At 39.2% G+C, this 22,428-nt stretch carries 25 protein-coding genes; 22 read left to right on the top strand and 3 right to left on the bottom strand.

The window, feature by feature from the left end:
- Positions 1-79 precede the first annotated feature (79 nt).
- From Q0371_RS12390 to Q0371_RS12290, 21 genes are all read left to right on the top strand, one after another.
- A complete protein-coding gene (locus tag Q0371_RS12390; RefSeq protein WP_169359469.1) occupies positions 80-451 on the top strand; it encodes an ATP synthase subunit I in 372 nt (123 codons plus the stop codon).
- 26 nt (positions 452-477) lie between these two features.
- Positions 478-1,191, top strand: coding sequence for a F0F1 ATP synthase subunit A (gene atpB, locus Q0371_RS12385; protein WP_298471529.1), 714 nt, complete (start codon positions 478-480; stop codon positions 1,189-1,191).
- A gap of 65 nt (positions 1,192-1,256) precedes the next feature.
- A complete protein-coding gene (atpE, locus tag Q0371_RS12380; protein ID WP_144540512.1) occupies positions 1,257-1,481 on the top strand; it encodes a F0F1 ATP synthase subunit C in 225 nt (74 codons plus the stop codon).
- Positions 1,482-1,623: 142 nt separating this feature from the next.
- On the top strand, positions 1,624-2,151 hold the full coding sequence (gene atpF / locus Q0371_RS12375) for a F0F1 ATP synthase subunit B (RefSeq protein WP_298471522.1): 528 nt from the start codon (positions 1,624-1,626) through the stop codon (positions 2,149-2,151).
- Positions 2,148-2,684 carry a F0F1 ATP synthase subunit delta gene (locus tag Q0371_RS12370; protein ID WP_251552381.1) on the top strand — a complete coding sequence of 179 codons (537 nt, stop codon included), beginning with the start codon at positions 2,148-2,150 and terminating at the stop codon, positions 2,682-2,684. Before atpF ends, Q0371_RS12370 begins: the two co-directional genes overlap by 4 nt.
- Before the next feature lie 27 nt (positions 2,685-2,711).
- Positions 2,712-4,220 (top strand): F0F1 ATP synthase subunit alpha, encoded by a 1,509-nt coding sequence (gene atpA / locus Q0371_RS12365; RefSeq protein ID WP_169359473.1) that lies wholly within the window; start codon positions 2,712-2,714, stop codon positions 4,218-4,220.
- Positions 4,221-4,264: 44 nt separating this feature from the next.
- Positions 4,265-5,131, top strand: a complete 867-nt coding sequence (locus Q0371_RS12360) for a F0F1 ATP synthase subunit gamma (protein WP_169359474.1) — start codon at positions 4,265-4,267, stop codon at positions 5,129-5,131.
- A gap of 28 nt (positions 5,132-5,159) precedes the next feature.
- Positions 5,160-6,575, top strand: coding sequence for a F0F1 ATP synthase subunit beta (gene atpD / locus Q0371_RS12355; RefSeq protein ID WP_169359475.1), 1,416 nt, complete (start codon positions 5,160-5,162; stop codon positions 6,573-6,575).
- A 24-nt stretch (positions 6,576-6,599) separates the two neighbouring features.
- Positions 6,600-7,004, top strand: coding sequence for a F0F1 ATP synthase subunit epsilon (locus Q0371_RS12350; RefSeq protein ID WP_169359476.1), 405 nt, complete (start codon positions 6,600-6,602; stop codon positions 7,002-7,004).
- A 359-nt stretch (positions 7,005-7,363) separates the two neighbouring features.
- A complete protein-coding gene (locus Q0371_RS12345) occupies positions 7,364-7,597 on the top strand; it encodes a DUF1146 family protein (RefSeq protein ID WP_169359477.1) in 234 nt (77 codons plus the stop codon).
- A 326-nt stretch (positions 7,598-7,923) separates the two neighbouring features.
- A complete protein-coding gene (gene murA, locus Q0371_RS12340; RefSeq protein ID WP_251552410.1) occupies positions 7,924-9,219 on the top strand; it encodes a UDP-N-acetylglucosamine 1-carboxyvinyltransferase in 1,296 nt (431 codons plus the stop codon).
- Positions 9,220-9,733: 514 nt separating this feature from the next.
- On the top strand, positions 9,734-10,615 hold the full coding sequence (gene spoIID, locus Q0371_RS12335; protein ID WP_169359517.1) for a stage II sporulation protein D: 882 nt from the start codon (positions 9,734-9,736) through the stop codon (positions 10,613-10,615).
- 31 nt (positions 10,616-10,646) lie between these two features.
- Positions 10,647-11,306, top strand: coding sequence for a M23 family metallopeptidase (locus tag Q0371_RS12330; protein WP_169359479.1), 660 nt, complete (start codon positions 10,647-10,649; stop codon positions 11,304-11,306).
- Between the two features lie 66 nt (positions 11,307-11,372).
- A complete protein-coding gene (locus Q0371_RS12325; RefSeq protein ID WP_169359480.1) occupies positions 11,373-11,633 on the top strand; it encodes a sporulation transcriptional regulator SpoIIID in 261 nt (86 codons plus the stop codon).
- 159 nt (positions 11,634-11,792) lie between these two features.
- On the top strand, positions 11,793-12,215 hold the full coding sequence (locus Q0371_RS12320; RefSeq protein ID WP_298471511.1) for a hypothetical protein: 423 nt from the start codon (positions 11,793-11,795) through the stop codon (positions 12,213-12,215).
- A 531-nt stretch (positions 12,216-12,746) separates the two neighbouring features.
- Positions 12,747-13,739 carry a rod shape-determining protein gene (locus Q0371_RS12315; protein WP_169359482.1) on the top strand — a complete coding sequence of 331 codons (993 nt, stop codon included), beginning with the start codon at positions 12,747-12,749 and terminating at the stop codon, positions 13,737-13,739.
- 16 nt (positions 13,740-13,755) lie between these two features.
- Positions 13,756-14,592 carry a flagellar hook-basal body protein gene (locus Q0371_RS12310; RefSeq protein WP_298471508.1) on the top strand — a complete coding sequence of 279 codons (837 nt, stop codon included), beginning with the start codon at positions 13,756-13,758 and terminating at the stop codon, positions 14,590-14,592.
- 21 nt (positions 14,593-14,613) lie between these two features.
- A complete protein-coding gene (locus Q0371_RS12305; RefSeq protein ID WP_298471505.1) occupies positions 14,614-15,453 on the top strand; it encodes a flagellar hook-basal body protein in 840 nt (279 codons plus the stop codon).
- Between the two features lie 15 nt (positions 15,454-15,468).
- Entirely contained in the window at positions 15,469-15,765 is a 297-nt protein-coding gene (locus Q0371_RS12300; protein WP_298471502.1) for a DNA-directed RNA polymerase subunit beta, read from the top strand.
- Between the two features lie 15 nt (positions 15,766-15,780).
- A complete protein-coding gene (gene fabZ / locus Q0371_RS12295) occupies positions 15,781-16,221 on the top strand; it encodes a 3-hydroxyacyl-ACP dehydratase FabZ (RefSeq protein WP_169359486.1) in 441 nt (146 codons plus the stop codon).
- Between the two features lie 331 nt (positions 16,222-16,552).
- Positions 16,553-16,921, top strand: a complete 369-nt coding sequence (locus Q0371_RS12290; RefSeq protein WP_251552441.1) for a hypothetical protein — start codon at positions 16,553-16,555, stop codon at positions 16,919-16,921.
- Positions 16,922-16,961: 40 nt separating this feature from the next.
- On the opposite strand, the gene Q0371_RS12285 is transcribed toward Q0371_RS12290, so the two are convergent.
- Positions 16,962-17,396 carry a YwpF family protein gene (locus tag Q0371_RS12285; RefSeq protein WP_169359488.1) on the bottom strand — a complete coding sequence of 145 codons (435 nt, stop codon included), beginning with the start codon at positions 17,394-17,396 and terminating at the stop codon, positions 16,962-16,964.
- A 247-nt stretch (positions 17,397-17,643) separates the two neighbouring features.
- Between Q0371_RS12285 and ssb the strand changes: the two genes are divergently transcribed.
- A complete protein-coding gene (ssb, locus tag Q0371_RS12280; protein WP_298471496.1) occupies positions 17,644-18,042 on the top strand; it encodes a single-stranded DNA-binding protein in 399 nt (132 codons plus the stop codon).
- Positions 18,043-18,126: 84 nt separating this feature from the next.
- On the opposite strand, the gene Q0371_RS12275 is transcribed toward ssb, so the two are convergent.
- Together Q0371_RS12275 and Q0371_RS12270 are read right to left on the bottom strand one after the other, a co-directional pair.
- A complete protein-coding gene (locus Q0371_RS12275; RefSeq protein WP_298471493.1) occupies positions 18,127-20,838 on the bottom strand; it encodes a DEAD/DEAH box helicase in 2,712 nt (903 codons plus the stop codon).
- The gene (locus Q0371_RS12270) at positions 20,835-22,415 is read right to left on the bottom strand and encodes a hypothetical protein (RefSeq protein WP_298471490.1); all 1,581 of its coding nucleotides are present in this window, start codon (positions 22,413-22,415) and stop codon (positions 20,835-20,837) included. The genes Q0371_RS12275 and Q0371_RS12270 overlap by 4 nt, the downstream gene beginning before the upstream one ends.
- Positions 22,416-22,428 lie beyond the last annotated feature (13 nt).

Raw genomic sequence — 22,428 nt, 5'->3', positions numbered from 1 at the left:
GATTTGTCTATGCCAGGTCTTATGACTAGAGCAGCGAGAATCGCTACCATTCGAAAATATGATTCAGGAGATTAGACCAATGCTAGAAATGCAACGTATTTTTACGAGGCAAAAAAAGTACATATTTTTTTTGCTTGCGATATGTGTTCTTGGATGGGCATTTACGCCATATCCTGCTATTTTTGCGGGCTTAGCAGTAGGTTCCTTATTCGGTCTGTATAATTTCTGGATACTAGTACGAAGAATGGAAAAATTTGATCGTGTGATGTTAGGTGAAAAGGGACGAGCAGGCTTAGGGACAAGCTTTCGATTTGCCTCAGGTATTGCTGCAGTTGCAATTGCACTTATTTTCCCAGATGATATTCATCTAATTAGTACGGTTATCGGATTAATGATTCCCTATGTTCTACTTATTGTAGAACGAATTTTGTTAGTTAGAAATCAGCCATGAGTATGTGAAAGAGAGGTGAAAGAATCGTGGGACACTCAAATCCAGAATTTGTGCTTTGGGGTATGACGGGGAACTGGTCAAACATCCTTATGTTGTTTGTAACTTCTCTGATCGTTTTCTTAATTGCATTTTTTGCAACAAGAAACTTAAAGCTTAAACCAACTGGGATGCAAAATTTCATGGAGTGGATAATGGACTTCGTGAAAGGAATTATTAAAAGTAATTTCGACTGGAAAACAGGCGGAAGATTCCATATTCTAGGAATTACATTAATCATGTTTATCGCAATAGCCAACTTACTAGGTCTTCCGTTTGCAATTACGTATGACGGAGTACTTTGGTGGAAATCTCCAACAGCAGATCCAACAGTTGCAATGACACTATCAGTAATGATTATCGTCTTGACACACTATTACGGTATTAAGATGAAAGGTTTCAAACAGTACAATGTAGATACTTACTTGAAGCCGATGCCACTTTTATTCCCACTTAAAGTTATAGAGGAATTCGCAAATACGTTGACACTCGGTCTACGTCTTTACGGTAATATCTATGCAGGTGAGGTATTATTAGGCTTAATCGCAGGTTTAGCAACATCGGGTATTTTTGGCTTTTTCGGAGCAATCGTTCCGGCAATGGCTTGGCAAGGGTTCTCTATCTTTATCGGTGGAATCCAAGCATTCATTTTCGTTATGTTAACAATGGTTTATATGTCACATAAAGTGTCAGCAGACCATTAATATAACTGTTTAGGAAACTAGGCAGAAAATAAAAAAAAACAACATTCCAAGGAGGAAATTAAACAATGGTAGGTTCAGTTGGTCTTTTAGCAGCAGCTATAGCAGTTGGTTTAGGTGCACTTGGTGCAGGTATTGGTAATGGTCTAATCGTTTCAAAAACAGTAGAAGGTATCGCTCGTCAACCAGAAGCACGTGGAGCTTTACAAACAGTTATGTTCATCGGGGTAGCGTTAGTTGAAGCCGTGCCGATTATCGCAGTAGTTATCGCGTTTATCGTATTAAACCAATAGTATTTATATTTAAGTCTATAATGGCGGAAACTAACTCCGCCATTCTCTTTATGAAAAAACATGAATTAGAAAATAATAAACACAAGTTTAAACATTATAGAAGCAAGATCTCTTAATAGCGTTTGAAAGGAGTGAAACAATCGTGTCTTTTGAATACCTAGTACTTGGTGCTGGTGATACTCATAATGGGTTAAATGTTTTGGATATCGCAGCTACATTATTCTTCTTCATCTTATTGATGATCCTATTGAAGAAAGTGGCTTGGGGTCCTTTAATGGGAATCATGACACAGCGTGAAGAGTTGATCGCGAGCGAAATCGAAGCAGCTGAAACTAGCCGTCAAGAATCTCAGCGTCTACTTGAAGAACAACGTGACTTACTAAAAGAAGCACGCACAGAAGCGTTAGCGATTGTAGAAAATGCGAAGAAGCAAGGGGAAGCATCACGTGAAGAAATTATCACAACTGCTCGCTCTGAAGCTGCGCGTTTGAAAGAATCTGCTATCCGTGAAATCGATACAGAAAAAGAAAGAGCGATTGCAGCGGTACGACAAGAAGTCGTTTCACTATCTGTACTTGCAGCAGCTAAAGTTCTTGAAAAAGAAGTGTCGGAAGAAGATAACCGTGCGCTAATCGAGGCAACGATTGCGAAGGCAGGCGAAGTTAATTGAGTAATTCAACTGTAGCAAAACGCTATGCCATCGCATTGTTCGATCTAGCACAACAAAAAAACGAAATTCAAGCAGTAGAAAATGATTTACGTGAGCTTAACGTTGTCTGGAAAGGCAATAAAGATTTGAAAACATTGTTTACATCTCCTAAGCTTTCTATAGATAAGAAAAAAGAGCTAGTACGTCAAATTTTCTCAAACGCTAATCCAATCGTCATTAATACACTTCTAGTACTTATTGACAAGAAAAGATTAAGCGAAGTTACAAACATCATTGAAGAGTTTATGACCCTTTCTAATGAAGCACAAGGTGTTGCAGATGCAAAGGTTTATACAACTCGTGAGCTAACAGAGGTAGAACGTGCAAACGTTTCTTCTGTATTTGCTAAAAACGTAGGTAAACAATCATTACGTATTCAAAACATCGTTGATCCATCTATTATTGGTGGTATCCGCGTTCAAATCGGAAACCGCATTTACGACAGCACTCTAAGTACAAAATTAGATCGCTTAAAACGTAACTTGATCGGTTAATATTATGAATTATGAGAGGTGACATACATGAGCATCAAAGCTGAAGAAATCAGTGTCTTGATTAAACAGCAGATTGAGAATTATGAATCTGAGATGAAAGTTAGCGACGTTGGTACGGTTATTACAATTGGTGACGGTATCGCGCGTGCTCATGGCCTCGACAACGTCATGGCTGGAGAGCTTTTAGAATTCTCGACTGGTGTATTAGGTATGGCACAAAACTTGGAAGCGAATAACGTTGGTATCGTTATCCTTGGGCCATACACAGACATCAAAGAAGGCGATGAAGTACGTCGTACAGGCCGTATTATGGAAGTTCCTGTTGGTAAAGAATTGATTGGCCGTGTAGTAAATCCACTTGGTCAACCACTTGACGGACAAGGCCCTATTGCAACAACAAAATCACGTCCAATCGAAAGTCCTGCACAAGGGGTTATGGCACGTAAATCTGTACATGAACCACTTCAAACAGGTATTAAAGCGATTGACGCTCTTGTACCAATCGGACGTGGTCAACGTGAGTTAATCATCGGTGACCGCCAAACAGGTAAAACATCTGTTGCGATTGATACTATCCTTAACCAAGCAGACCAAGATATGATTTGTATCTATGTTGCTATCGGTCAAAAAGAATCGACTGTTCGTAACGTAGTAGAAACACTTCGTAAAAAAGGTGCTTTAGATTACACAATCGTTGTAACTGCATCTGCATCTGCTCCAGCTCCATTATTATACTTAGCTCCTTATGCTGGTGTAACTATGGCAGAAGAATTTATGTTCGATGGTAAGCACGTATTAATCGTTTATGATGATTTATCTAAACAAGCTGCTGCATACCGTGAGCTTTCATTACTTCTTAAACGTCCTCCAGGTCGTGAAGCATATCCAGGGGATGTATTCTACTTACACAGCCGTCTACTTGAGCGTGCTGCGAAGTTAAACGAAACATTAGGTGCAGGTTCAATCACTGCATTACCATTCGTTGAAACACAAGCTGGGGATATCTCTGCTTACATTCCAACAAACGTAATCTCAATTACGGATGGTCAAATTTTCTTACAATCTGATTTATTCTTCTCTGGTGTACGTCCAGCTATCAACGCTGGTTTATCAGTATCCCGTGTTGGTGGATCAGCTCAAATTAAAGCAATGAAAAAAGTTGCGGGTACACTTCGTCTTGACTTAGCTGCATACCGTGAGCTTGAAGCATTCTCTCAATTTGGCTCAGATTTAGATGCTGCAACACAAGCGAAACTTAATCGTGGTGTTCGTACAGTAGAAGTACTAAAACAAGACTTGAACTCTCCTATTAAAGTAGAAAAACAAGTTATTATTTTATATGCTCTTACTCGCGGTCATTTAGATGATGTTCCAGTTAAAGATATCTCTCGCTTCGAAGCAGAGCTTAGCAGCTGGTTAGATACAAACCACACAAACGTTTTAGATCATATTCGCACGACAAAAGATCTTCCTTCAGAAGAGGATTTAAACAATGCAATTTCTGCATTCAAAAAAACTTTTGCTAAATCTGAATAATATCTTTGTCTAAGTGAAAAAAACAATAAGGTGGTGAAATACCAGTGGCATCTTTACGCGACATTAAAAATAAAATTACGTCAACTAAGAAAACGAGTCAAATCACAAAAGCTATGCAAATGGTTTCTGCTTCTAAGTTGAACCGTGCGGAGGAAAATGCGAAAGCATATGTTCCTTACATGGGTAAAATTCAAGAGGTAGTAGGTGCAATTGCTTCAGGTACGAGTGACAGTGGACATCCAATGTTAATAAACCGTCCTGTAAAAAAGACTGCATATCTTGTAATCACTTCTGATCGTGGGTTAGCAGGAGCATACAACAGTAACGTTATACGTGCCGTTGCAAATGCAATCGCTAGTCGTCATGCATCAAAGGATGAGTATGTTGTTTTAGCAATTGGTCGTATGGGACGTGACTTCTTCGTAAAACGTGGTTCTAATGTAATCGGAGAAGTTATCGGTTTACCTGACCAACCAGCTTTTTCTGATATTAAAGAAATTGCTCGCAAAGCTGTTGGTATGTTCACGGATGGTACATATGATGAACTTTATATGTACTATAACCACTTTGTCAGTGCCATCTCTAGTGAAGTTACAGAGAAAAAGGTACTGCCACTTACGGATATTGCACAAGAAACTGGCGCAGCTACAACTGCTTCATATGAGTTCGAGCCTTCAAGTGAAGCAATCCTTGAAGTGTTACTTCCTCAATATGCAGAAAGCCTAATTTTCGGTGCATTACTCGACGGTAAAGCAAGTGAACATGCTTCGCGTATGTCTGCGATGAAATCTGCAACAGATAACGCATCTGATTTGATTAGTAACTTAACATTAGTATACAACCGAGCACGTCAAGCAGCGATTACGCAAGAGATTACGGAAATCGTCGGCGGAGCATCGGCTCTAGAATAGGAAGAAAGTAAGACAGGAGGGAACAGTAGTGAACAAAGGACAAGTACTACAAGTAATGGGTCCAGTTGTTGACGTAAAGTTTGACAACGGCCACTTACCAGCTATCTATAATGCATTAACTGTAGCTATTGAACGTCCAAACGAAGCTCCTACTACGTTAACGTTAGAAGTAGCTTTACACTTAGGTGATGATTCTGTTCGCACAATTGCGATGTCATCTACTGATGGACTTAAACGTGGTGCAGAGGTAATAGATGCGGGTGCAGCAATTTCTGTTCCAGTTGGTAATGTAACTCTAGGACGTGTATTCAACGTTCTTGGTGATATTATTGACTTAGGAGAAGAAATTCCTACTACAGAGCGTCGTGATCCAATTCACCGTCAAGCACCAACATTTGAAAACCTTTCAACAGAAGTTGAAATTCTTGAAACAGGTATTAAAGTAGTAGACCTTTTAGCTCCATATATCAAAGGTGGTAAAATCGGTCTATTCGGTGGTGCCGGAGTAGGGAAAACAGTTCTTATCCAAGAACTTATCAATAACATTGCTCAAGAGCATGGCGGTATCTCGGTATTCGCTGGTGTTGGAGAGCGTACGCGTGAAGGAAATGACTTATTCCATGAGATGAGCGATTCAGGCGTTATCAAGAAAACAGCAATGGTATTCGGACAAATGAACGAGCCACCTGGAGCACGTATGCGTGTTGCCTTGACTGGTTTAACAATGGCTGAATATTTCCGTGATGAGCAAGGTGCAGACGTACTTCTATTCATCGATAATATCTTCCGTTTCACACAAGCAGGTTCTGAGGTATCAGCCCTTTTAGGTCGTATGCCATCAGCAGCTGGTTACCAACCAACACTTGCTACAGAAATGGGTCAATTACAAGAGCGTATCACGTCAACTAACACTGGTTCTGTAACATCTATCCAAGCGATTTATGTACCAGCCGATGACTATACGGATCCAGCTCCAGCTACAACTTTCGCTCACTTAGATGCGACAACAAACTTAGAGCGTAAATTATCTGAGATGGGTATCTACCCAGCGGTTGATCCTTTAGCTTCTTCTTCACGTGCACTTTCACCAGAAGTAGTTGGTCAAGAGCATTACGAAGTAGCACGTCAAGTGCAATATACGTTACAACGTTATAGAGAGCTTCAAGATATCATCGCAATCTTAGGTATGGATGAATTAGGAGACGAAGACAAGCTTGTAGTTAACCGTGCTCGTCGTATTCAGTTCTACCTATCTCAAAACTTCCATGTTGCAGAACAATTTACAGGTCAAAAAGGTTCTTACGTTCCAGTTAAAGAAACTGTTGCAGGATTCAAACAGATTCTTGAAGGGAAATATGACCATTTACCAGAGGATGCATTCCGTCTAGTTGGACGCATTGAAGAAGTTGTTGAAAAAGCGAAAAGCATGGGCGTAGAAGTATAATAAATCGGACCAGGAGGTAAAAATATGAAGACACTTATAGTCAATATTGTCACTCCCGACGGCCCGGTATACGATTCTGAAGTAGACATGATTATCGCTAATACAGCATCGGGTGAAATTGGTATTTTACCTGGCCATATTCCAATGGTTGCACCTCTTCGTATTGGTGCAGTTAAATTGAAAAAAGATGGTAAATCTCAATATGTATCAGTAAGTGGTGGATTTGTTGAAGTACGTCCTGAAAAGGTAACGATTTTAGCTCAATCTGCTGAGGTTGCCGATACAATTGATGTAGCTCGTGCAAAAGAAGCGATGAAACGTGCAGAATCACTACTTCAAAGTAAACAAGACACGACAGACTATGTTCGTGCTGAACTTGCTTTGAAGCGTGCGATGAATCGTATCAACGTTTATGAGGGTAACATTTAATTTGGACGAAACATAAAACGGGCAGATTTATTTCTGTCCGTTTTTTTTCTTGCAAATCAGCTATAATTTACGAACTCCAGTGGATAATACAGATTATTCGTCATAAAATAAGGTATAAAAAGAAATGTTTATTTAGAAGGCAGGATAGTATTTCAGTAAGAATTTTGATTGACTAATTGGAACTGTAATCTTTCTCGGCTATTAAATGAACAGGTAGTTAGTCTTTTGATCATTTATACTTTTTTATAGACTATACATGTATTATTTACATTTTGATCAAATGAAAACATGGAAGAATTTGATGAACATTCTTCTTAAAAGTATAAAAAAGAAAGATTTAGCTAAAGTGGAGGGGAAATATGGGTCTTTTAAATTCAGAGCAAGCATTAATTGCCATTCTTGCAAATATCTTTTTTATTGGTATTTCGTTTTATGCTTTACAAGCTCTTATGGTGGACAAATTTATTAAAAAGAATCATGTATTTCAAGCCCAGCTTTTCTTTATTTTGGCAAGCATTATGTTAGGTTCGACAGTAGCAAACTTTTTCTTAAATTTAACTTCCTGGTCTAACCAGTTACAGTACTTATTTTAGTAGAAGATCCTACATGCTCATGCAAATTATGGACAAGTTTGTATGAGCATGTAGAATCTCCTCATATTTCCTGGGAAATATGCTGTCGAAGATGTTTATTACAAAACATGTAGGGTAATTTATAAATATCTACACGAAAAGACTGGGTACTACGTATAATAGACTAAGAAAATTTACCAAAAGAGGACATGAAAATAGGGTTTTCGGTGCTTGTATATAGTCGAAATACGTTGTATGATGATATTGTTTTGAAATAATAAACAACACCATACATATTTTTCTTTTATATATCAGCTAAAGAGGATTATGAACGCGGAGGGAACTAAGTGGATAAAATTGTTGTTAAAGGCGGCCAAAGGTTAACAGGTAACGTACGGGTCGAAGGTGCTAAAAATGCAGTATTACCTGTATTAGCAGCAGCTCTACTCGCGACAAAGGGTAAGAACGTAATTAAAGATGTACCAACACTTGCAGATGTTTTGACGATAAATGAAGTACTAAAAAGTTTAAATACAGAAATTTCATATAGCCCCGAACTAAACGAAGTAATAATTGACTCTCAACAAAAATTATCAAGTGAGGCACAGTTTGAGTATGTGCGTAAAATGAGAGCATCCATTCTTGTAATGGGACCAATTCTTGCTCGTAATGGTTTTGCTCGAGTTGCATTACCAGGTGGTTGTGCTATTGGCTCTAGACCAATTGACCAACATTTAAAAGGCTTTGAAGCAATGGGTGCAGAAATTTCATTTGGACATGGATTTGTCGAAGCTAAAACAACTGGACGTTTAAAAGGTGCTAAAATCTATCTAGACGTACCAAGTGTTGGAGCGACAGAAAACATTATGACAGCAGCAGCTCTAGCTGAAGGAATTACAGTTATTGAAAACGCTGCGAAAGAACCAGAAATTGTTGATTTAGCAAACTTTATCAATGAAATGGGCGGTAAAGTTAAAGGTGCAGGTACAGATACAATCCGTATCGAGGGTGTAGAAGAATTGCACGGTACTGAGCATCACATTATTCCGGACCGTATTGAAGCAGGAACTTTTATGGTTGCTGCAGCAATTACAAAAGGCGATGTATTAATTGAAAATGCTGTACCAGAGCATATGACAGCTCTTATTTCTAAAATGCAGGAAATGGGCATTGAGATTAAAGAAGAGGGCCAAGGTCTTCGTGTGCGCTCTAATGGAAACTTAAAATCAGTGGATGTTAAAACAATGCCACACCCTGGATTCCCAACAGATATGCAATCACAAATGATGGCATTGATGATGACAGCTCACGGTACAGGTATTATTACGGAAACAGTTTTTGAAAACCGTTTTATGCACGTAGAAGAATTTAGACGTATGAATGGTAATATGAAAATCGAGGGACGTTCTGTGATGATGGATTCTCCATCTAACCTACAAGGTGCAGAGGTGGCGGCTACGGATCTTCGTGCAGCTGCAGCTCTAATTATTGCAGGTTTAGTGGCTGAGGGCGTAACTCGAGTAACACAGCTTTATCATTTAGATCGCGGTTATGTTAATTTTGACAAGAAGTTAGCTGCTTTAGGCGCTGACATTGAGCGTATTGGAACAGAAAATACCGAAAAAGCGGCTCAGCTCGTTTAATCATATGAAAGGCACAATGCATTTATTCCTGCATTGTGCTTTTTTTTGTGGATTTTTTTACATTAAATCAGGAGTGGTTTTAATGAGTCTAAGTTTTACGGGGCAATAGAAAGTAAGCAAGGATTTCACTAACGAATAGCGGGTAGCTCGCGAAATTGTATCTTCGCGAGCTTTTTTATGAATAGAAGAGCAATCTATTCCTTCATTAGCTAAAATGCTTTTAAGTGTATAAAGCATAAGGAAAACTTGTTTAATTTCCTAATTAGTATTTTAAGCCGTTTTGAGAAGAGTAATACTTTTAAGATATTTTGCCTCAACTATTTATAAAAAATGGGTTCTATACCCCTTAAAATGCATTTAAATGGGTATTTATCTTGTAGACTACTATTCTTTTAGGAAGATGCATAGAAGCTTGTCCGTCATGAGATAGTTTTGTACTGCATATAGTAATCCTATGAAACAATACATTCTCTTAATAATCCTTTGCATCGGTCTAATGATTTTGCCTTTTCTTATGATTAAAGACAAAGTGAAAGAAAAGGCTGTACCAGAAGTCGTACCTGAAATTGAAGTTGACTGTCCAATACTAATTGAGGTGAAAGGGGTAAAGGAGAAAATTCCTCTTGAAACGTATGTGTTAGGGGTAGTTGCTGCAGAAATGCCAATCACATTCCATGAAGAAGCATTAAAAGCACAGTCGATTGCTGCGAGAACCTACGTTTTAAGAGAAACTGATTATGGATCAAAGTCAATTGATAAGACAGTACAAAAGCAAGTGTATGTAGGTCCAGAAGAAAGGAAAAAACGCTGGGGGGACTCCTTTAAGGAATACGAGGACAAGCTTCAACGAGTCGTAGCTTCTACAGAAGGTGAAATTATTGTCTATCAGGATCAGCTAATAACTGCGATGTTCTTTTCTACGAGCAATGGTCAAACAGAAAGCGCCGAAAACTATAGTGGATATGCAATACCTTATTTGGTATCCGTACCAAGTCAGAAGGAAGAAGAGTATTCAAAGAAGGTGCAACAAACGTTTGAGTTCACTCATAAAGAGTGGGCGGACGCGTTTAAGATCAAATGGTCTAATAATATCGTAGGCAATGTGAAAATAGCACATACTGATTCAAATCGAGTAAAGACTATCGAAATGAACGGTAAAAGCTGGACAGGCAGAGAGGTTAGAACATTACTTGGCTTGCCTTCTACTGATTTCGAGATAGCTTTTCAAAATGATAAAGTGATAGTGGAAACTACTGGTTACGGGCACGGAGTAGGGATGAGCCAATATGGTGCAGAGGTTTTAGCAAACGATTCCAAAAAAGCACATGACATATTATTGCATTACTATACAGGAACAAAAATAAAAAGTTTTTCTCCATGTTTAAAATCTCCTTAATATGCCAACAATGCAATTAGAGGTGATGAAAATGAGAGAAGAACAATCTAAAAAGCCTTCTCAGCAGAAGAGTAAGAACCCGAAAAAACCTTGGTTTTGGCCACTAGTATATGCAGGTTTTTCGGTAGCGTTTGTCGGAATGATTTGGGGTTATAATGTGTATGTCAGCGATGATTCTGCAGAAGAATCAGAATGGACAGACGCAAGTAATCCAGACAAAGTTGCAATTGAAACGAATGCAAAAGCGGAATCTATGAAATATCCTTTTAAGGAAGCTATGCTAGATAACGTGGAAATTGTACAGCACTATTATGATTTAGAGGCAGACGAAGCAACTCGTGAGAAATCATTGCTTGTGTTTGACCAAACTTACGTAGCGAGCACTGGTGTATCTTTAACGATGAACAATGAGCCATTTGAAGTTGTAGCAGCATTAAGCGGTAAAGTGGAAGCAGTAAACGTAGACCCATTCCTAGGAGACGAAATCGTAATCTCTCATGCAAATGGTATGCAAACAAAATATCGTTCTGTCGCTGGCATTCTAGTAAAAGCAGGAGACGAGGTTGAACAAGGCCAAGCTCTTGGAACTGCAGCTGAAAATGAATGGAATCCTACTGCAGGTATCCACCTTCAATTTGAAGTACTTGAAAATGGAGTCCTTGTTAACCCGGAATCATTACTAGCATTTTAATTCATAATAGCCCACCCGTATGCATAAAATGGTGAAAAGTTCCTTTACTAACGAAAGGAAGAGTTGGTGCACGAAACGATTCGTCATAGATGCATACGATTGGGTGAAATGGTAATTGAAACAAAGAAAACAGTTCGCGCCATCGCGAGCAAAACAGGTCATTCCAAAAGCACCGTACACAAAGATTTAACGGAAAGACTCCATCTAGTAGATCCAGTACTGGCAAGGGAGGTAAAGGAAATCCTTGCCTACCACAAGTCAGTCAGGCATCTACGTGGTGGAGAAGCTACGAAGCAAAAATGGAAGACCAAAAAAGATGATAGGTAAGGTCGTGAAATGAACTATTTCACGGCCTTTTCTTATGGATTAAAGTGTTCTATGTATCGGTAGTATGGATGGATAAAAAAAGATTATACATACGTAAAAGGAAAATATACTTTCCAAAATTAGTAAGTGAAAGTTAAGATATTTGAAAGGGGTGTGGAGTTGAAAAGGAATAATATTTTTATTGGTGGCGTGATATTGATATTGTTAGTCGCAGGCCTTCTTCTATACAATTATTTTTCCAAGGAACTTACAGTAGGAGACGTTTTAGAAGAAAATTACTTTAGTAAAGAGGCAGCAATATCCGTTCAAAAGATAAGAGACGGAAAAGTAATACCCATTCAAATTTCAGATGATAAACAGAATGATTTAGTGAGGTTATTCGAGGATATAAAGCTAATTAAATCAGACGAAAGATATCCCGTCCTCGATGCGGATTATATAAATGCTCCTAAATCAAATTACTCGCAAAAAGTATACGTATTCCTAGATGAAAATATAATAGTTTTCAGTGAAAAAACAAGTGATAGTTATGTAATCCAAAGTAAAGATTTTACGAAAACGATCAAACTATTACTGGATTAATCACGTATTTTCGAAAGTACTTCAGTAGCTAGCTAATTGAGGTGCTTTTTATTTTGCTCAATTGACGAATATAACATATTCATATGCAAACTTACGCATACTACAATTACGTTGCAGAGCAGTTTCCGCAACTGCAACACTTTGATCAAAAGGCGCAACACTTTCGGGATTCCCGCAACACTTCAGGATATAAGCGCAACACTTTCCAATTTTCCTGCAACACTCTCAAAAAATCCAATTCAAGCCATCCCCGTGTATATAAAACACCCCTCTGTGTAACTTTTTTATAAATAAAGAGCCCCCTATTTAATTTAAACCTAAAGTCCCGATATAAGAGTAAGAATACTTACCTAGACAGGAATAGTGATAATAGTTTCTAATTCGTCAAAAATTTCTATTTTTTTATACTTTTTTGTCCAAAATGCTATTTAAAAAAACTGTTATTCTGACAAAACTATGATAAAATTAGATGTTAGATACATTACGGAGTTTACATATAAAAGTTTTAGTGAGGAAGGGGAAACACTAGTAATGTTTGCAAAAGATATAGGAATTGATTTAGGGACAGCAAATGTGTTAATTCACGTGAAGGGCAAAGGAATTGTTTTAAACGAGCCTTCCGTGGTTGCTTTAGATAGAAATACGAATAAAGTACTAGCAGTTGGAGAAGAAGCTCGACAAATGCTAGGTAGGACCCCAGGGAATATTGTAGCGATTCGTCCATTAAAAGATGGAGTAATTGCTGATTTTGATGTGACAGAAGCGATGCTTAAGCATTTTATCAATAAATTAAATGTAAAAGGCTTTTTATCGAAGCCTCGTATTTTAATATGCTGTCCTACAAACATTACAAGTGTTGAACAAAAGGCAATTCGCGAAGCAGCAGAAAAGTCTGGCGGGAAAAAGGTTTATTTAGAAGAGGAGCCAAAAGTCGCGGCGATTGGAGCAGGCATGGATATCTTCCAACCTAGCGGGAATATGGTTGTGGATATTGGTGGTGGAACTACTGATATCGCGGTACTTTCTATGGGTGATATTGTTACTTCTGAATCCATCAAGGTTGCTGGAGACGTTTTTGATAATGATATTCTTCAATATATTAAAAAAGAGTACAAGCTGCTGATCGGAGAACGAACTGCAGAAAATATTAAAATTGCGGTTGGAACAGTTTTTCCAGACAGTCGTCATGAGGAAATGGATATTCGCGGACGGGACATGGTAAGTGGTTTACCAAGAACGATTATGATCAAGTCCGATGAAATTGAACATGCACTTAGAGAGTCTGTATCGGTTATTGTACAATCGGCTAAAAATGTGCTAGAAAAGACTCCACCAGAGTTATCTGCAGATATTATTGACCGTGGCGTAATTATTACTGGTGGTGGAGCATTATTGCATGGAATGGATACTTTATTGATGGAAGAATTGAAGGTTCCTGTGTTTACTGCAGAAAGACCGATGGATTGTGTTGCTATTGGCACTGGAATTATGCTTGATAATATCGATAAAATAAGTAGAAGATAAGAGTGGAGGCTTCATCATGTTTCGAGGATTTAATACAGTAGCATCCGGAATGATTGCCCAACAGCGAAGAACCGAGCTATTAACCAATAATATGGCAAATGCGAATACACCAGGCTTTAAAGCAGACCAATCAACTATTCGTTCGTTTCCTGATATGTTAATGTCACGTTTAGGGCCGACTAAAATTCCAACAGAGAATCCGATAAGTGGAAAATCTCTTTCTACAGTTGGTGGAATTAGTACAGGCGTGTATATGTCTGAGATTGTTGCCTTGCAAACACAAGGACAACTAAAGCAAACAGACTTAAATACAGATCTTGCTTTAATAGATGGTGGGCTTCCAGTGGATGCTGAATCAGGAAAAGCAGGTGCATTATTTTTCCGACTCGAGCATACTGCAGGTGGAGAGGCATACACTAGAAACGGTAACTTTACATTAGACGCAGCAGGCTTTCTGACGAATGCTCAAGGGTTATATGTATTAAATTCTTCCGGACAACGCATTCAAATGCAAAATGATGACTTCCGCGTAGGCGATGATGGACAGATTTATGTGGATAACGAGTCAGTTTCTCAAATTGGTGTTTCATTTGCAGCAACACCTGATCGTTTAGTTAAACAAGACAATGGTTTATTTAGAACCAAAGATGGCAATGAGCTACCTTCCGCATATGACAATGGAGAAGTAAGCTTTGCGATGCAGCAGGGCTATATTGAAGGATCTAACGTGGACACTGCAAAGACCATGACAGAACTCATGTCTGCGTATAGAACGTTTGAGGCAAATCAAAAAATACTTCAAGCATATGATCAAAGTATGCAAAAAACAGTCAACGAGGTTGGCCGAGTTTAACTAATGAAGGAGGTGCGGTAAATGCTACGTACTATGATTACAGCAACCAACACGATGTCCCAATTACAAAACCAATTAGATATTATAGGGAATAACCTTTCCAATTCTAATACGCATGGTTATAAATCAAAAGAAGTTAAGTTTCAGGAATTACTGTATCAGCAATTTAACAATGATAAGTTAGATAAAGCCGACAGACAGTCACCTGTAGGTATTCGTTACGGGGTGGGAGCAGCGCTTGCTCAGTCGCAGATGAATTGGAAGCAAGGGAGTATCCAATCTACTGGTAGAGACCTAGATTTTGCTTTCCAGGAGCCTAAGCAATATTTTCAGGTAATTATGCCAGACGGTCAGAATGGTGAAAAAACAGCTTATACTCGTCAAGGAGCGTTTTATGTTTCTCCGGTAGAGAATGGTCAGCTGATGCTCGTTAACGGGGAAGGATATCCAGTTGCCGACGCACAAGGACAAGCGATTACCTTACGAGAAGGTGTTTCCAGATTCTCTGTCAATGAATCCGGAGTCTTAGTAGCAGAGTATCCAGATGGCACAACTGATCAAAGAGAATTAGCGGTTTCTGTACTGCAAAAGCCTCAATTCATGGAACACTTGTCTGCTGCGTATATTGTTATACCAGAGAATTTAGATGAGTTAGGTGCAAATGCTGAGGATGTTATGGTAGATTTACAAGGAGCGGCCAGAGGAGAAATTTCCTTGAGCAACCAAGTGTTAGAAATGTCTAATGTGGATGTTTCCAAAGAGATGACAGACTTAATGACCACTCAACGGCAGTATCAGTTTAGTGCACGTTCCATTTCCATTGCAGATCAAATGATGGGCTTAATTAATGGGATACGCTAGTAAGGAGTAATTTGTATGACAGAAGAAGTAAAATCTTCTAGCAGACAACAACGTAGGCTAGAAAAAGCACAAGGGCAAGCAAATAAGAAAGAACCAGTAAATGAATCAACAGAACAAACGAAACAAACTAAATGGGTTCAAATTCGTATGTTTCCAATTTGGTTGCGTATCCTAATTGTTGCGGCTCTTATAGCAGTGGCAGTAGCTGCTGGACTTATGGTCGGCTACGGAGTAATAGGCGAAGGCGAGCCAAAGGATGCGCTCAAATGGGAAACGTACCAGCATATATTTGACATTAAAGACGGTAAATAATTGGAGGGCGATTCCATGCTAACAACGGAGCAAATACAAGCTATTCTACCTCATCGATATCCATTTTTAATGGTAGATCGTATTTTAGAAATAGAAGAAGGTAAACGGGCGGTAGGATTAAAAAATGTAACGATTAATGAAGAATTCTTTAATGGTCACTTTCCTGGATATCCGGTAATGCCAGGCGTTCTTATTGTGGAAGCGCTAGCCCAAGTTGGAGCAGTGGCAGTATTACAAATTCCTGAAAACAAGGGAAGACTCGCTTTCTTTACAGGAATAGATAACTGTCGTTTCAAACGCCAAGTGAAGCCAGGCGATCAACTGAAACTTGAAGTGGAGCTGACTAAGCTTCGCGGGCCGATGGGTAAAGGACACGGTATTGCGACAGTAGATGGGGAGCTTGTTTGTGAAACGGACATTCTTTTTGCCCTGGGACCTGTACAAGAAAAGAACTAAACATAGTCTTCCGCGTTTAACTATTTATATGAGTTAATTTTAATTTTTCCAAGTAATTGATTGTAGCGGCAGGCGGCGACTCCTGTGGGGAATGATACAGATAAGACGACATCACAACTGTGAGCGTTAGCGACGGGTGATGGCTTATCGCGTCCGCCGAGAGCAGAGATCAATTGCACTTTATCTTTTGAAAAAGCTTAAACTATTACTCATGTTTTTCATTGAAAAAAGAGGTAATAATACCATAGGATAGTTCCTTCTTCTCTTGGATAACCTATCGTAAGTCACATGAAGATTGTGATGACGATATCAAGAAAGGAGGAATTTTTTTATGTGGAAAAAAGCTGTTCCTACTATTGCATTATGTTCGTTTTTATTAGTTGGGTGTAATAACGATGAAGCAGTACCTTCAAACAACGAAACACCGATGGGAGAGTTAAACAACGGTAATCGTGTCATTACTCCTTCTCCGGGTGGAGATACTGGCAATGGTGTTGGAGGTAATGGCGGTGGAGCTGGTACTGGTACTACTGATGGTATGAACGGTGGTATGGGTGGCCAAGATGACGGTAACCGTGGTATAAATCATGGTGATGACAACGGTACAATGGGTGGAAACAATGGTAATGGTAATTCAACTCTAGACAGAGATAAAGGAACATGGGTAGAAGAACCTACTGTTGATGGCAATGACCGATAAAGAAATTCTTCACATAAAGAAAAGCTGATTCCAATTGGAGTCAGCTTTCTTTATCTTTCTTTAAGGAAGGTCTAGTTTTCATGTCCTTTTCGAATTGGGTTAATAATTCTTCCCCGATTAACCCATCCTCAATTAGCTCTGCCAGTAATGATTCGGCATATTTTCTACGTACACGCTTTAACGTTCCACGAAGCAGGACGGAAAGGTGATCACCAATTTTTTTCACGGAGTATGTCGCTACTTCAAAATGAGCTGGTTCATTTTCCGGGTAAGAGATGACAACCTTTGCGTTAAACAATTCGTTCGATGCTTTTAATTCATTAAAGAAATCCTCATGTTTTTGGTCGATAAATAACTCTAAAATCCAAGATCGACTGGTATTCTCTTGGTTAATCACAATACCATCCTCTAATAGAATCGGCAGTTCTTCATTATTACGAATAAGGGATACGGAAATCATTTTAAAAGTTTTCATAGACAATCCACCTTTAGTCTGGCTAATTATTCTCCATTATAGCATAGCGATTCTATGGAAAAAAATAATTATGAAACTAGCAAATTTCTATTTTTGATTTTTAGGAATGAGAGGGAGAAAGGGGTTGTCGAAAAAGAGGTTTTCAATTTTAAATTTTAGTCTGGAATAACGCCCCAAAACGCTAAAATGCGACTTTGCCAATTATGCTTGTAAAGCTTATGATATGGCTAATAAAGGAGGTGACAGATTGAATACAGTTTCGATAATTGGAAGAATGACGAAGGCTCCACAGCTGAAACACTTATCCGAGGGGAGAGTACAAACAGGATTTGTAGTTGCTGTAAGCAAGGGCTATAAGAGCGAAGAAGCAAATTTTGTCCTTTGCACGATTTGGGGGAAACTAGCTGAAACAACTGTGAAGTACTGTGGAAAGGGCTCCTTGGTAGGAATTACTGGCCGCTTAAATACGAGATCTTATGAAAAAGGAGAGGGCATAAGAGTATTCGTTACGGAGGTTATAGTGGAGGATATCCGATTTTTAGCTACCAAAAATCGTGACGGAACAGAACAAAGTAAAGAAGAAAATAAGCAAGTAGAAAGTGATTTTGAATTTCCAGCAGAACAAATAAAAAAACTTCCAGTGTAAAAATTTGAATGGCCGCAACCAAATCAAATGATACAAGAGAGAAAAAACCTGACCAATCGCTGGCCAGGTTTTTGCTAAAAAATTTTAAATGGAAAGGGTGAGTAAATCCTTCAAGTCTGCGTCAGACATTTCCGTGATCCATTGACTAGAATGAATCAGTTCCTCAGACAATGCCTGCTTCTCTTCAAGTAGCTTATCAATTTTTTCTTCAATTGTACCAATTGTTATAAACTTATGAACATGAACAAAATTCGTTTGTCCGATTCGATAAGCTCTATCTGTCGCTTGGTTTTCAACCGCAGGATTCCACCAGCGATCGGCATGAAGGACATGGCTAGCAGCTGTAAGATTCAGTCCTGTTCCACCTGCCTTCAATGATAGAAGGAAAACTGGGAACTCCTTGGCCTGAAATGCTTCAACCAAATGGTCACGCTGATTTTTTGGCATACTTCCTGTTAGGAAAGGAGCGTCAATTTGGAACAGCTCCGTCAAGCAATGCTGTAGTAAATGGCCCATGCCAATGTATTGGGTGAAGATTAGACATTGCTCGCCTCGAGCAGCGATTTCACCAGCCAGCGTCACAATTCGTGCTAGCTTTTCAGAGCGTTCAAGCATGTCATCTGCGTCATCAAAAGGCTCCTTCAAGTATAGTGCAGGGTGGTTACATAGTTGCTTTAACTTACTAAGCATTTTTAAGATGAGTCCTTTTTTCTCAAAGCCGGAAAGCGTATCCAACTTACTGACCGTTTCTTGTATGAGAGACTCATACAAAGCCGCTTGCTCGGTTGTGAGGCCACAGTATTCTCGCTGCTCCAGCTTTTCTGGTAGGTTAAGCAATAATTCAGGATCCTGCTTCGTTCTTCTAAGTAGGAAGGGCTGGATTTTGACACGTAGCTTATGCTTCACAGAGTCCGAATTATCTCGCTCAATTGGTGCTATATAGTTTTCCTGGAACTTACGGAAAGAGCCTAAATATCCCTTATGGATAAAGTCGAAGATGGACCATAGCTCGGATAGTCTGTTTTCAACCGGTGTTCCAGTTAAAGCGATATGATGCTTACCAATTAGCTTACGAATGGCACGTGATTGTTTGGTATGCATGTTCTTTATATTCTGAGCCTCATCGAGTGTAATACTAGACCATTCGATTTCCTGTAATGCTTCAATGTCCTGCATTGCAGTACCGAAAGTGGTAATGACAACATCTGCTTCTTTGTCTATTTCCCGTGTTCGTGCTGTCCCATAATGAGTTTGAACAGTTAACGATGGAGCAAATTTAGCAAGCTCCTTCTGCCAGTTTCCAAGAACAGAGGTCGGACAAATAATTAAAGATGGTGTCTTTTGTTCACCGCTTTCATGAACATGGAGCAGATAGGCGATTAATTGAACAGTTTTTCCAAGCCCCATGTCATCTGCAAGACAGGCACCAAACTTTTCATTGCGCATAAAGACAAGCCAGTCTAATCCTAGCTGCTGATATGGGCGTAGTGAGGTTAATAGGTTGGATGAGACATCAACCGTAGGATAACCTTTTTTCTCTGAAAGTTGTTCCATTAACACCTTAAGAGATTGCTGCATTTCAAATTGAAATAGTGGATCCTCATCGGACTGCTCGTCATCATCAATGGCTAAAGCAATTTCTTCAGGAATCTCACGGAACAATAGCTCCTTAACCGTCCAATTTTCATCCTCGGACTGCTTCATCAACTTTCGGATTTGTTGCATCCAAGCAGCATCAATTCGGAACCATTCGTTTCCTGCTTGAATATAAGAACGGTTTTCATTGACCATTTTTTGAAATTCATCTGCAGAAATTTCGTGACCGTTTAAAGAAAAGTTCCAGTTAAACTGAAGAATTTCATTTAAACCTGCAGCTGTCTTATACGTATTAGCAGTCTTTGCGATTGTTTTTACCTTCATTTTGGATTCCTTGAGGCTCTTCAGCCAGCTCGGAAGGACAACCTCAAACCCAAGAGCCTGTAATTTGATCAAGTCATCACGTAAAAAAACACGCACTTCTTCATCAGTTAACGGTGAAGAGAAAAAGGTAGATAATTCTACAGCATCAATGGAGGAAACAAGGGAAAATATTTTATCCTGAGTTTCCTCGATATAGGTGCTATGATCTCTCCATTTGTCTGGCAGTGCTTCCTTAATAGGTGATGTCTTTTTACGATAGGCAGGCGTCCAATAGACACTGCTTTTCTTACCGCGAACAACTGTCTCTATTAACCAAGTGTCATCTGTTTCATCTGGCTCAGATAGACGTAAGGCAACCAATAGATTCGGATGTGTCGATTGGGACTTTATCGGCCAGCCGCCCTGCTGGAAGAAAGGTATTAAGGCAGGTAAATCCTCCATCGTCAGCCCGGCCTGGAACAGCTTCTGCTGAATGGCATGCTGGACAAGCTGCTTTCCTCGTTCTTCAAGCGGAGCCGAAACCTCTAAGTTATTCTCCTTTAGCTCGACTGTGTTCCAAAGGTCAGGTGAACTCCAAACGCCTCCAGCTTCTTTAAACGTCGTTAGCCATTCTTGAGCAGACTCATTTGCCGCAGAAAAGGTGATAAAGGGATGCCCTTCGGATGAGAAAATCTCCATTACCTCTACTGGAGAAGCTACTAATACGTTATCCTCAATTTGTGCATTGAGTCCAAAAAAGCTTTCACGATGATTTAAGTAGAGAGCCTCGACCCATTCTTGAATGGAAGCTGTATTTGTAGATAAAAGAAAGCTTCCATTTGCTGCTTGTTCGATATATAGAGAAAATTCTTTTGTAATAGATAAAGGCTTATTCATAATGGCAGGTTTCCTTTCTCTATTTCTTGTTGCAAGGCGCGAAGTCGGCGATACTTTTCACGAACACTTTCTACGTAAGCATTCCAATAGTCAATTTCGTTTGCTTTCTTCGCCACCTGTTTCATTTTCTTCCAAACGCGAACAGCTTGCTTGTAGCTGTATCTGTTTTTTTCTTGGATATAACGCATGGCATAATGATGATAAAGTGGAAGAAGTACTTCAGGAGCCTCCTCTCTTACAACCGCTAAACCACAGGACTCCGTATACTCTAGTGAAGAGTTGGTAGCCTGGTGAAGCGCCATCCATTCTTTATACCGCTTCTGTTCGATTAGTAAACCGGAGTATGCCTGGATCCCGTATAAACCAAAAGATAAATATAGCTTTTCCAGTTCCTCTGTTGTTAAGTCCACTTGGTTGAATAGTATTTGCAGTCTTCTAATGAGCATAACCTTTGCTGGATGTTGAATGACTTCTGTTAAATAATAGGAGATATGAGGCAATAGCTTTCTGCTCAGCTCATTTACTAAATCCTTGTTGGACGCATGAAGAGCCTTTTCACTAACCTCTACCCACTCTAGTAGCTGGTTTCTATCCATATTCTCCGCTGCTTCCAAAAGCTCATCAATCATAGATAGGGTAAGATAGAAATATGGCAGCACCATATTTAACATGAGTCCATCTTCTTCTATAGTAAGCTCCTGCAGGTATTTAACCTCTTGCATACGAGTAGCCTTATCTGTTACTAGGGCATCCCAAAAAGCCAAGTATATGTGCTTTCGGTAATAGATAAGCCCTTCCTCCTCATAGTAAAAGGAACGTATAATTTCCATCATTCGATCGTAAAACGGATCCGCTGCGAACATTCTAGGTTTTGCAGCTAGTTGGGACAGACTCTCATCTAAATCCTCCGTATAGTTTGTTAAAAACTGATACACTCGGTTGCGCATATTAGTTTCGGCATATTCATTAAAATAAAACCAGGCACGTTGCAGAATACCTAGCTTGACATACACATCAAAAATAGGTTGCCATTCTCGCTCAAATGGTCGAGATTTTCGAACCTGAGCTTCTAGATCATGGATTGCAAATTCTAACAAATAGAAGCTCGTTGGCGGGTAACTTGAGATAAACTTTCGGAAAAAATTATCGATAATTAAATCCCAGTTTTTCGGATTTCTTTCATTGGAAAGTAACGATAGTTGTAAATGCTCCGAGTTAGATTTCCAATTAGAAACCCAATCCGATAAGGAAAAGTTTTGTTGATATAGGTAAAAAACCGCTGCAACAATATGTCTACATGGCTTTTGCATTTGGCAAGGGCAATGAATGAGGTCTACCATTGGCAAATATTTAACCTCAATATTTGTTACGTCTCGGATAACAAAATCTACCCGGTTTTCGGATAGGGAATAATTTGATATGGATACCGCACCATTACGTACAAAAAAGGTTGCTCTTCTTACGAGTTCCTCATCTTCTGTGACTGTCGGATTTAATTTCTCTTCTATATTTCTCATCGATGTATCTATATATTCTTTATAATGACGAGCTAATTTTTGATACGAAGTTAGGTTCAAACAAATCTCTCCT

The organism is uncultured Psychrobacillus sp. (genome assembly GCF_938022135.1).
Taxonomy (GTDB): Bacteria; Bacillota; Bacilli; order Bacillales_A; family Planococcaceae; genus Psychrobacillus.
Note: the sequence above shows the minus strand (reverse complement) of the source record. Positions and strands in the feature narration are given on the sequence as shown.

What these genes read in the sequence shown, in the direction of transcription:
- Q0371_RS12310 (WP_298471508.1), top strand. Translation starts at nt 13,756, where the DNA reads ATGTTTCGAGGATTTAATACAGTAGCATCCGGAATGATTGCCCAACAG.
- Q0371_RS12300 (WP_298471502.1), top strand. Translation starts at nt 15,469, where the DNA reads ATGACAGAAGAAGTAAAATCTTCTAGCAGACAACAACGTAGGCTAGAA.
- atpA (WP_169359473.1), top strand. Translation starts at nt 2,712, where the DNA reads ATGAGCATCAAAGCTGAAGAAATCAGTGTCTTGATTAAACAGCAGATT.
- Q0371_RS12330 (WP_169359479.1), top strand. Translation starts at nt 10,647, where the DNA reads ATGAGAGAAGAACAATCTAAAAAGCCTTCTCAGCAGAAGAGTAAGAAC.
- Q0371_RS12315 (WP_169359482.1), top strand. Translation starts at nt 12,747, where the DNA reads ATGTTTGCAAAAGATATAGGAATTGATTTAGGGACAGCAAATGTGTTA.
- Q0371_RS12275 (WP_298471493.1), bottom strand. Translation starts at nt 20,838, where the DNA reads ATGAATAAGCCTTTATCTATTACAAAAGAATTTTCTCTATATATCGAA.
- Q0371_RS12350 (WP_169359476.1), top strand. Translation starts at nt 6,600, where the DNA reads ATGAAGACACTTATAGTCAATATTGTCACTCCCGACGGCCCGGTATAC.
- spoIID (WP_169359517.1), top strand. Translation starts at nt 9,734, where the DNA reads ATGATTAAAGACAAAGTGAAAGAAAAGGCTGTACCAGAAGTCGTACCT.
- Q0371_RS12285 (WP_169359488.1), bottom strand. Translation starts at nt 17,396, where the DNA reads ATGAAAACTTTTAAAATGATTTCCGTATCCCTTATTCGTAATAATGAA.
- Q0371_RS12345 (WP_169359477.1), top strand. Translation starts at nt 7,364, where the DNA reads ATGGGTCTTTTAAATTCAGAGCAAGCATTAATTGCCATTCTTGCAAAT.
- atpE (WP_144540512.1), top strand. Translation starts at nt 1,257, where the DNA reads ATGGTAGGTTCAGTTGGTCTTTTAGCAGCAGCTATAGCAGTTGGTTTA.
- Q0371_RS12290 (WP_251552441.1), top strand. Translation starts at nt 16,553, where the DNA reads ATGTGGAAAAAAGCTGTTCCTACTATTGCATTATGTTCGTTTTTATTA.
- Q0371_RS12305 (WP_298471505.1), top strand. Translation starts at nt 14,614, where the DNA reads ATGCTACGTACTATGATTACAGCAACCAACACGATGTCCCAATTACAA.
- Q0371_RS12390 (WP_169359469.1), top strand. Translation starts at nt 80, where the DNA reads ATGCTAGAAATGCAACGTATTTTTACGAGGCAAAAAAAGTACATATTT.
- fabZ (WP_169359486.1), top strand. Translation starts at nt 15,781, where the DNA reads ATGCTAACAACGGAGCAAATACAAGCTATTCTACCTCATCGATATCCA.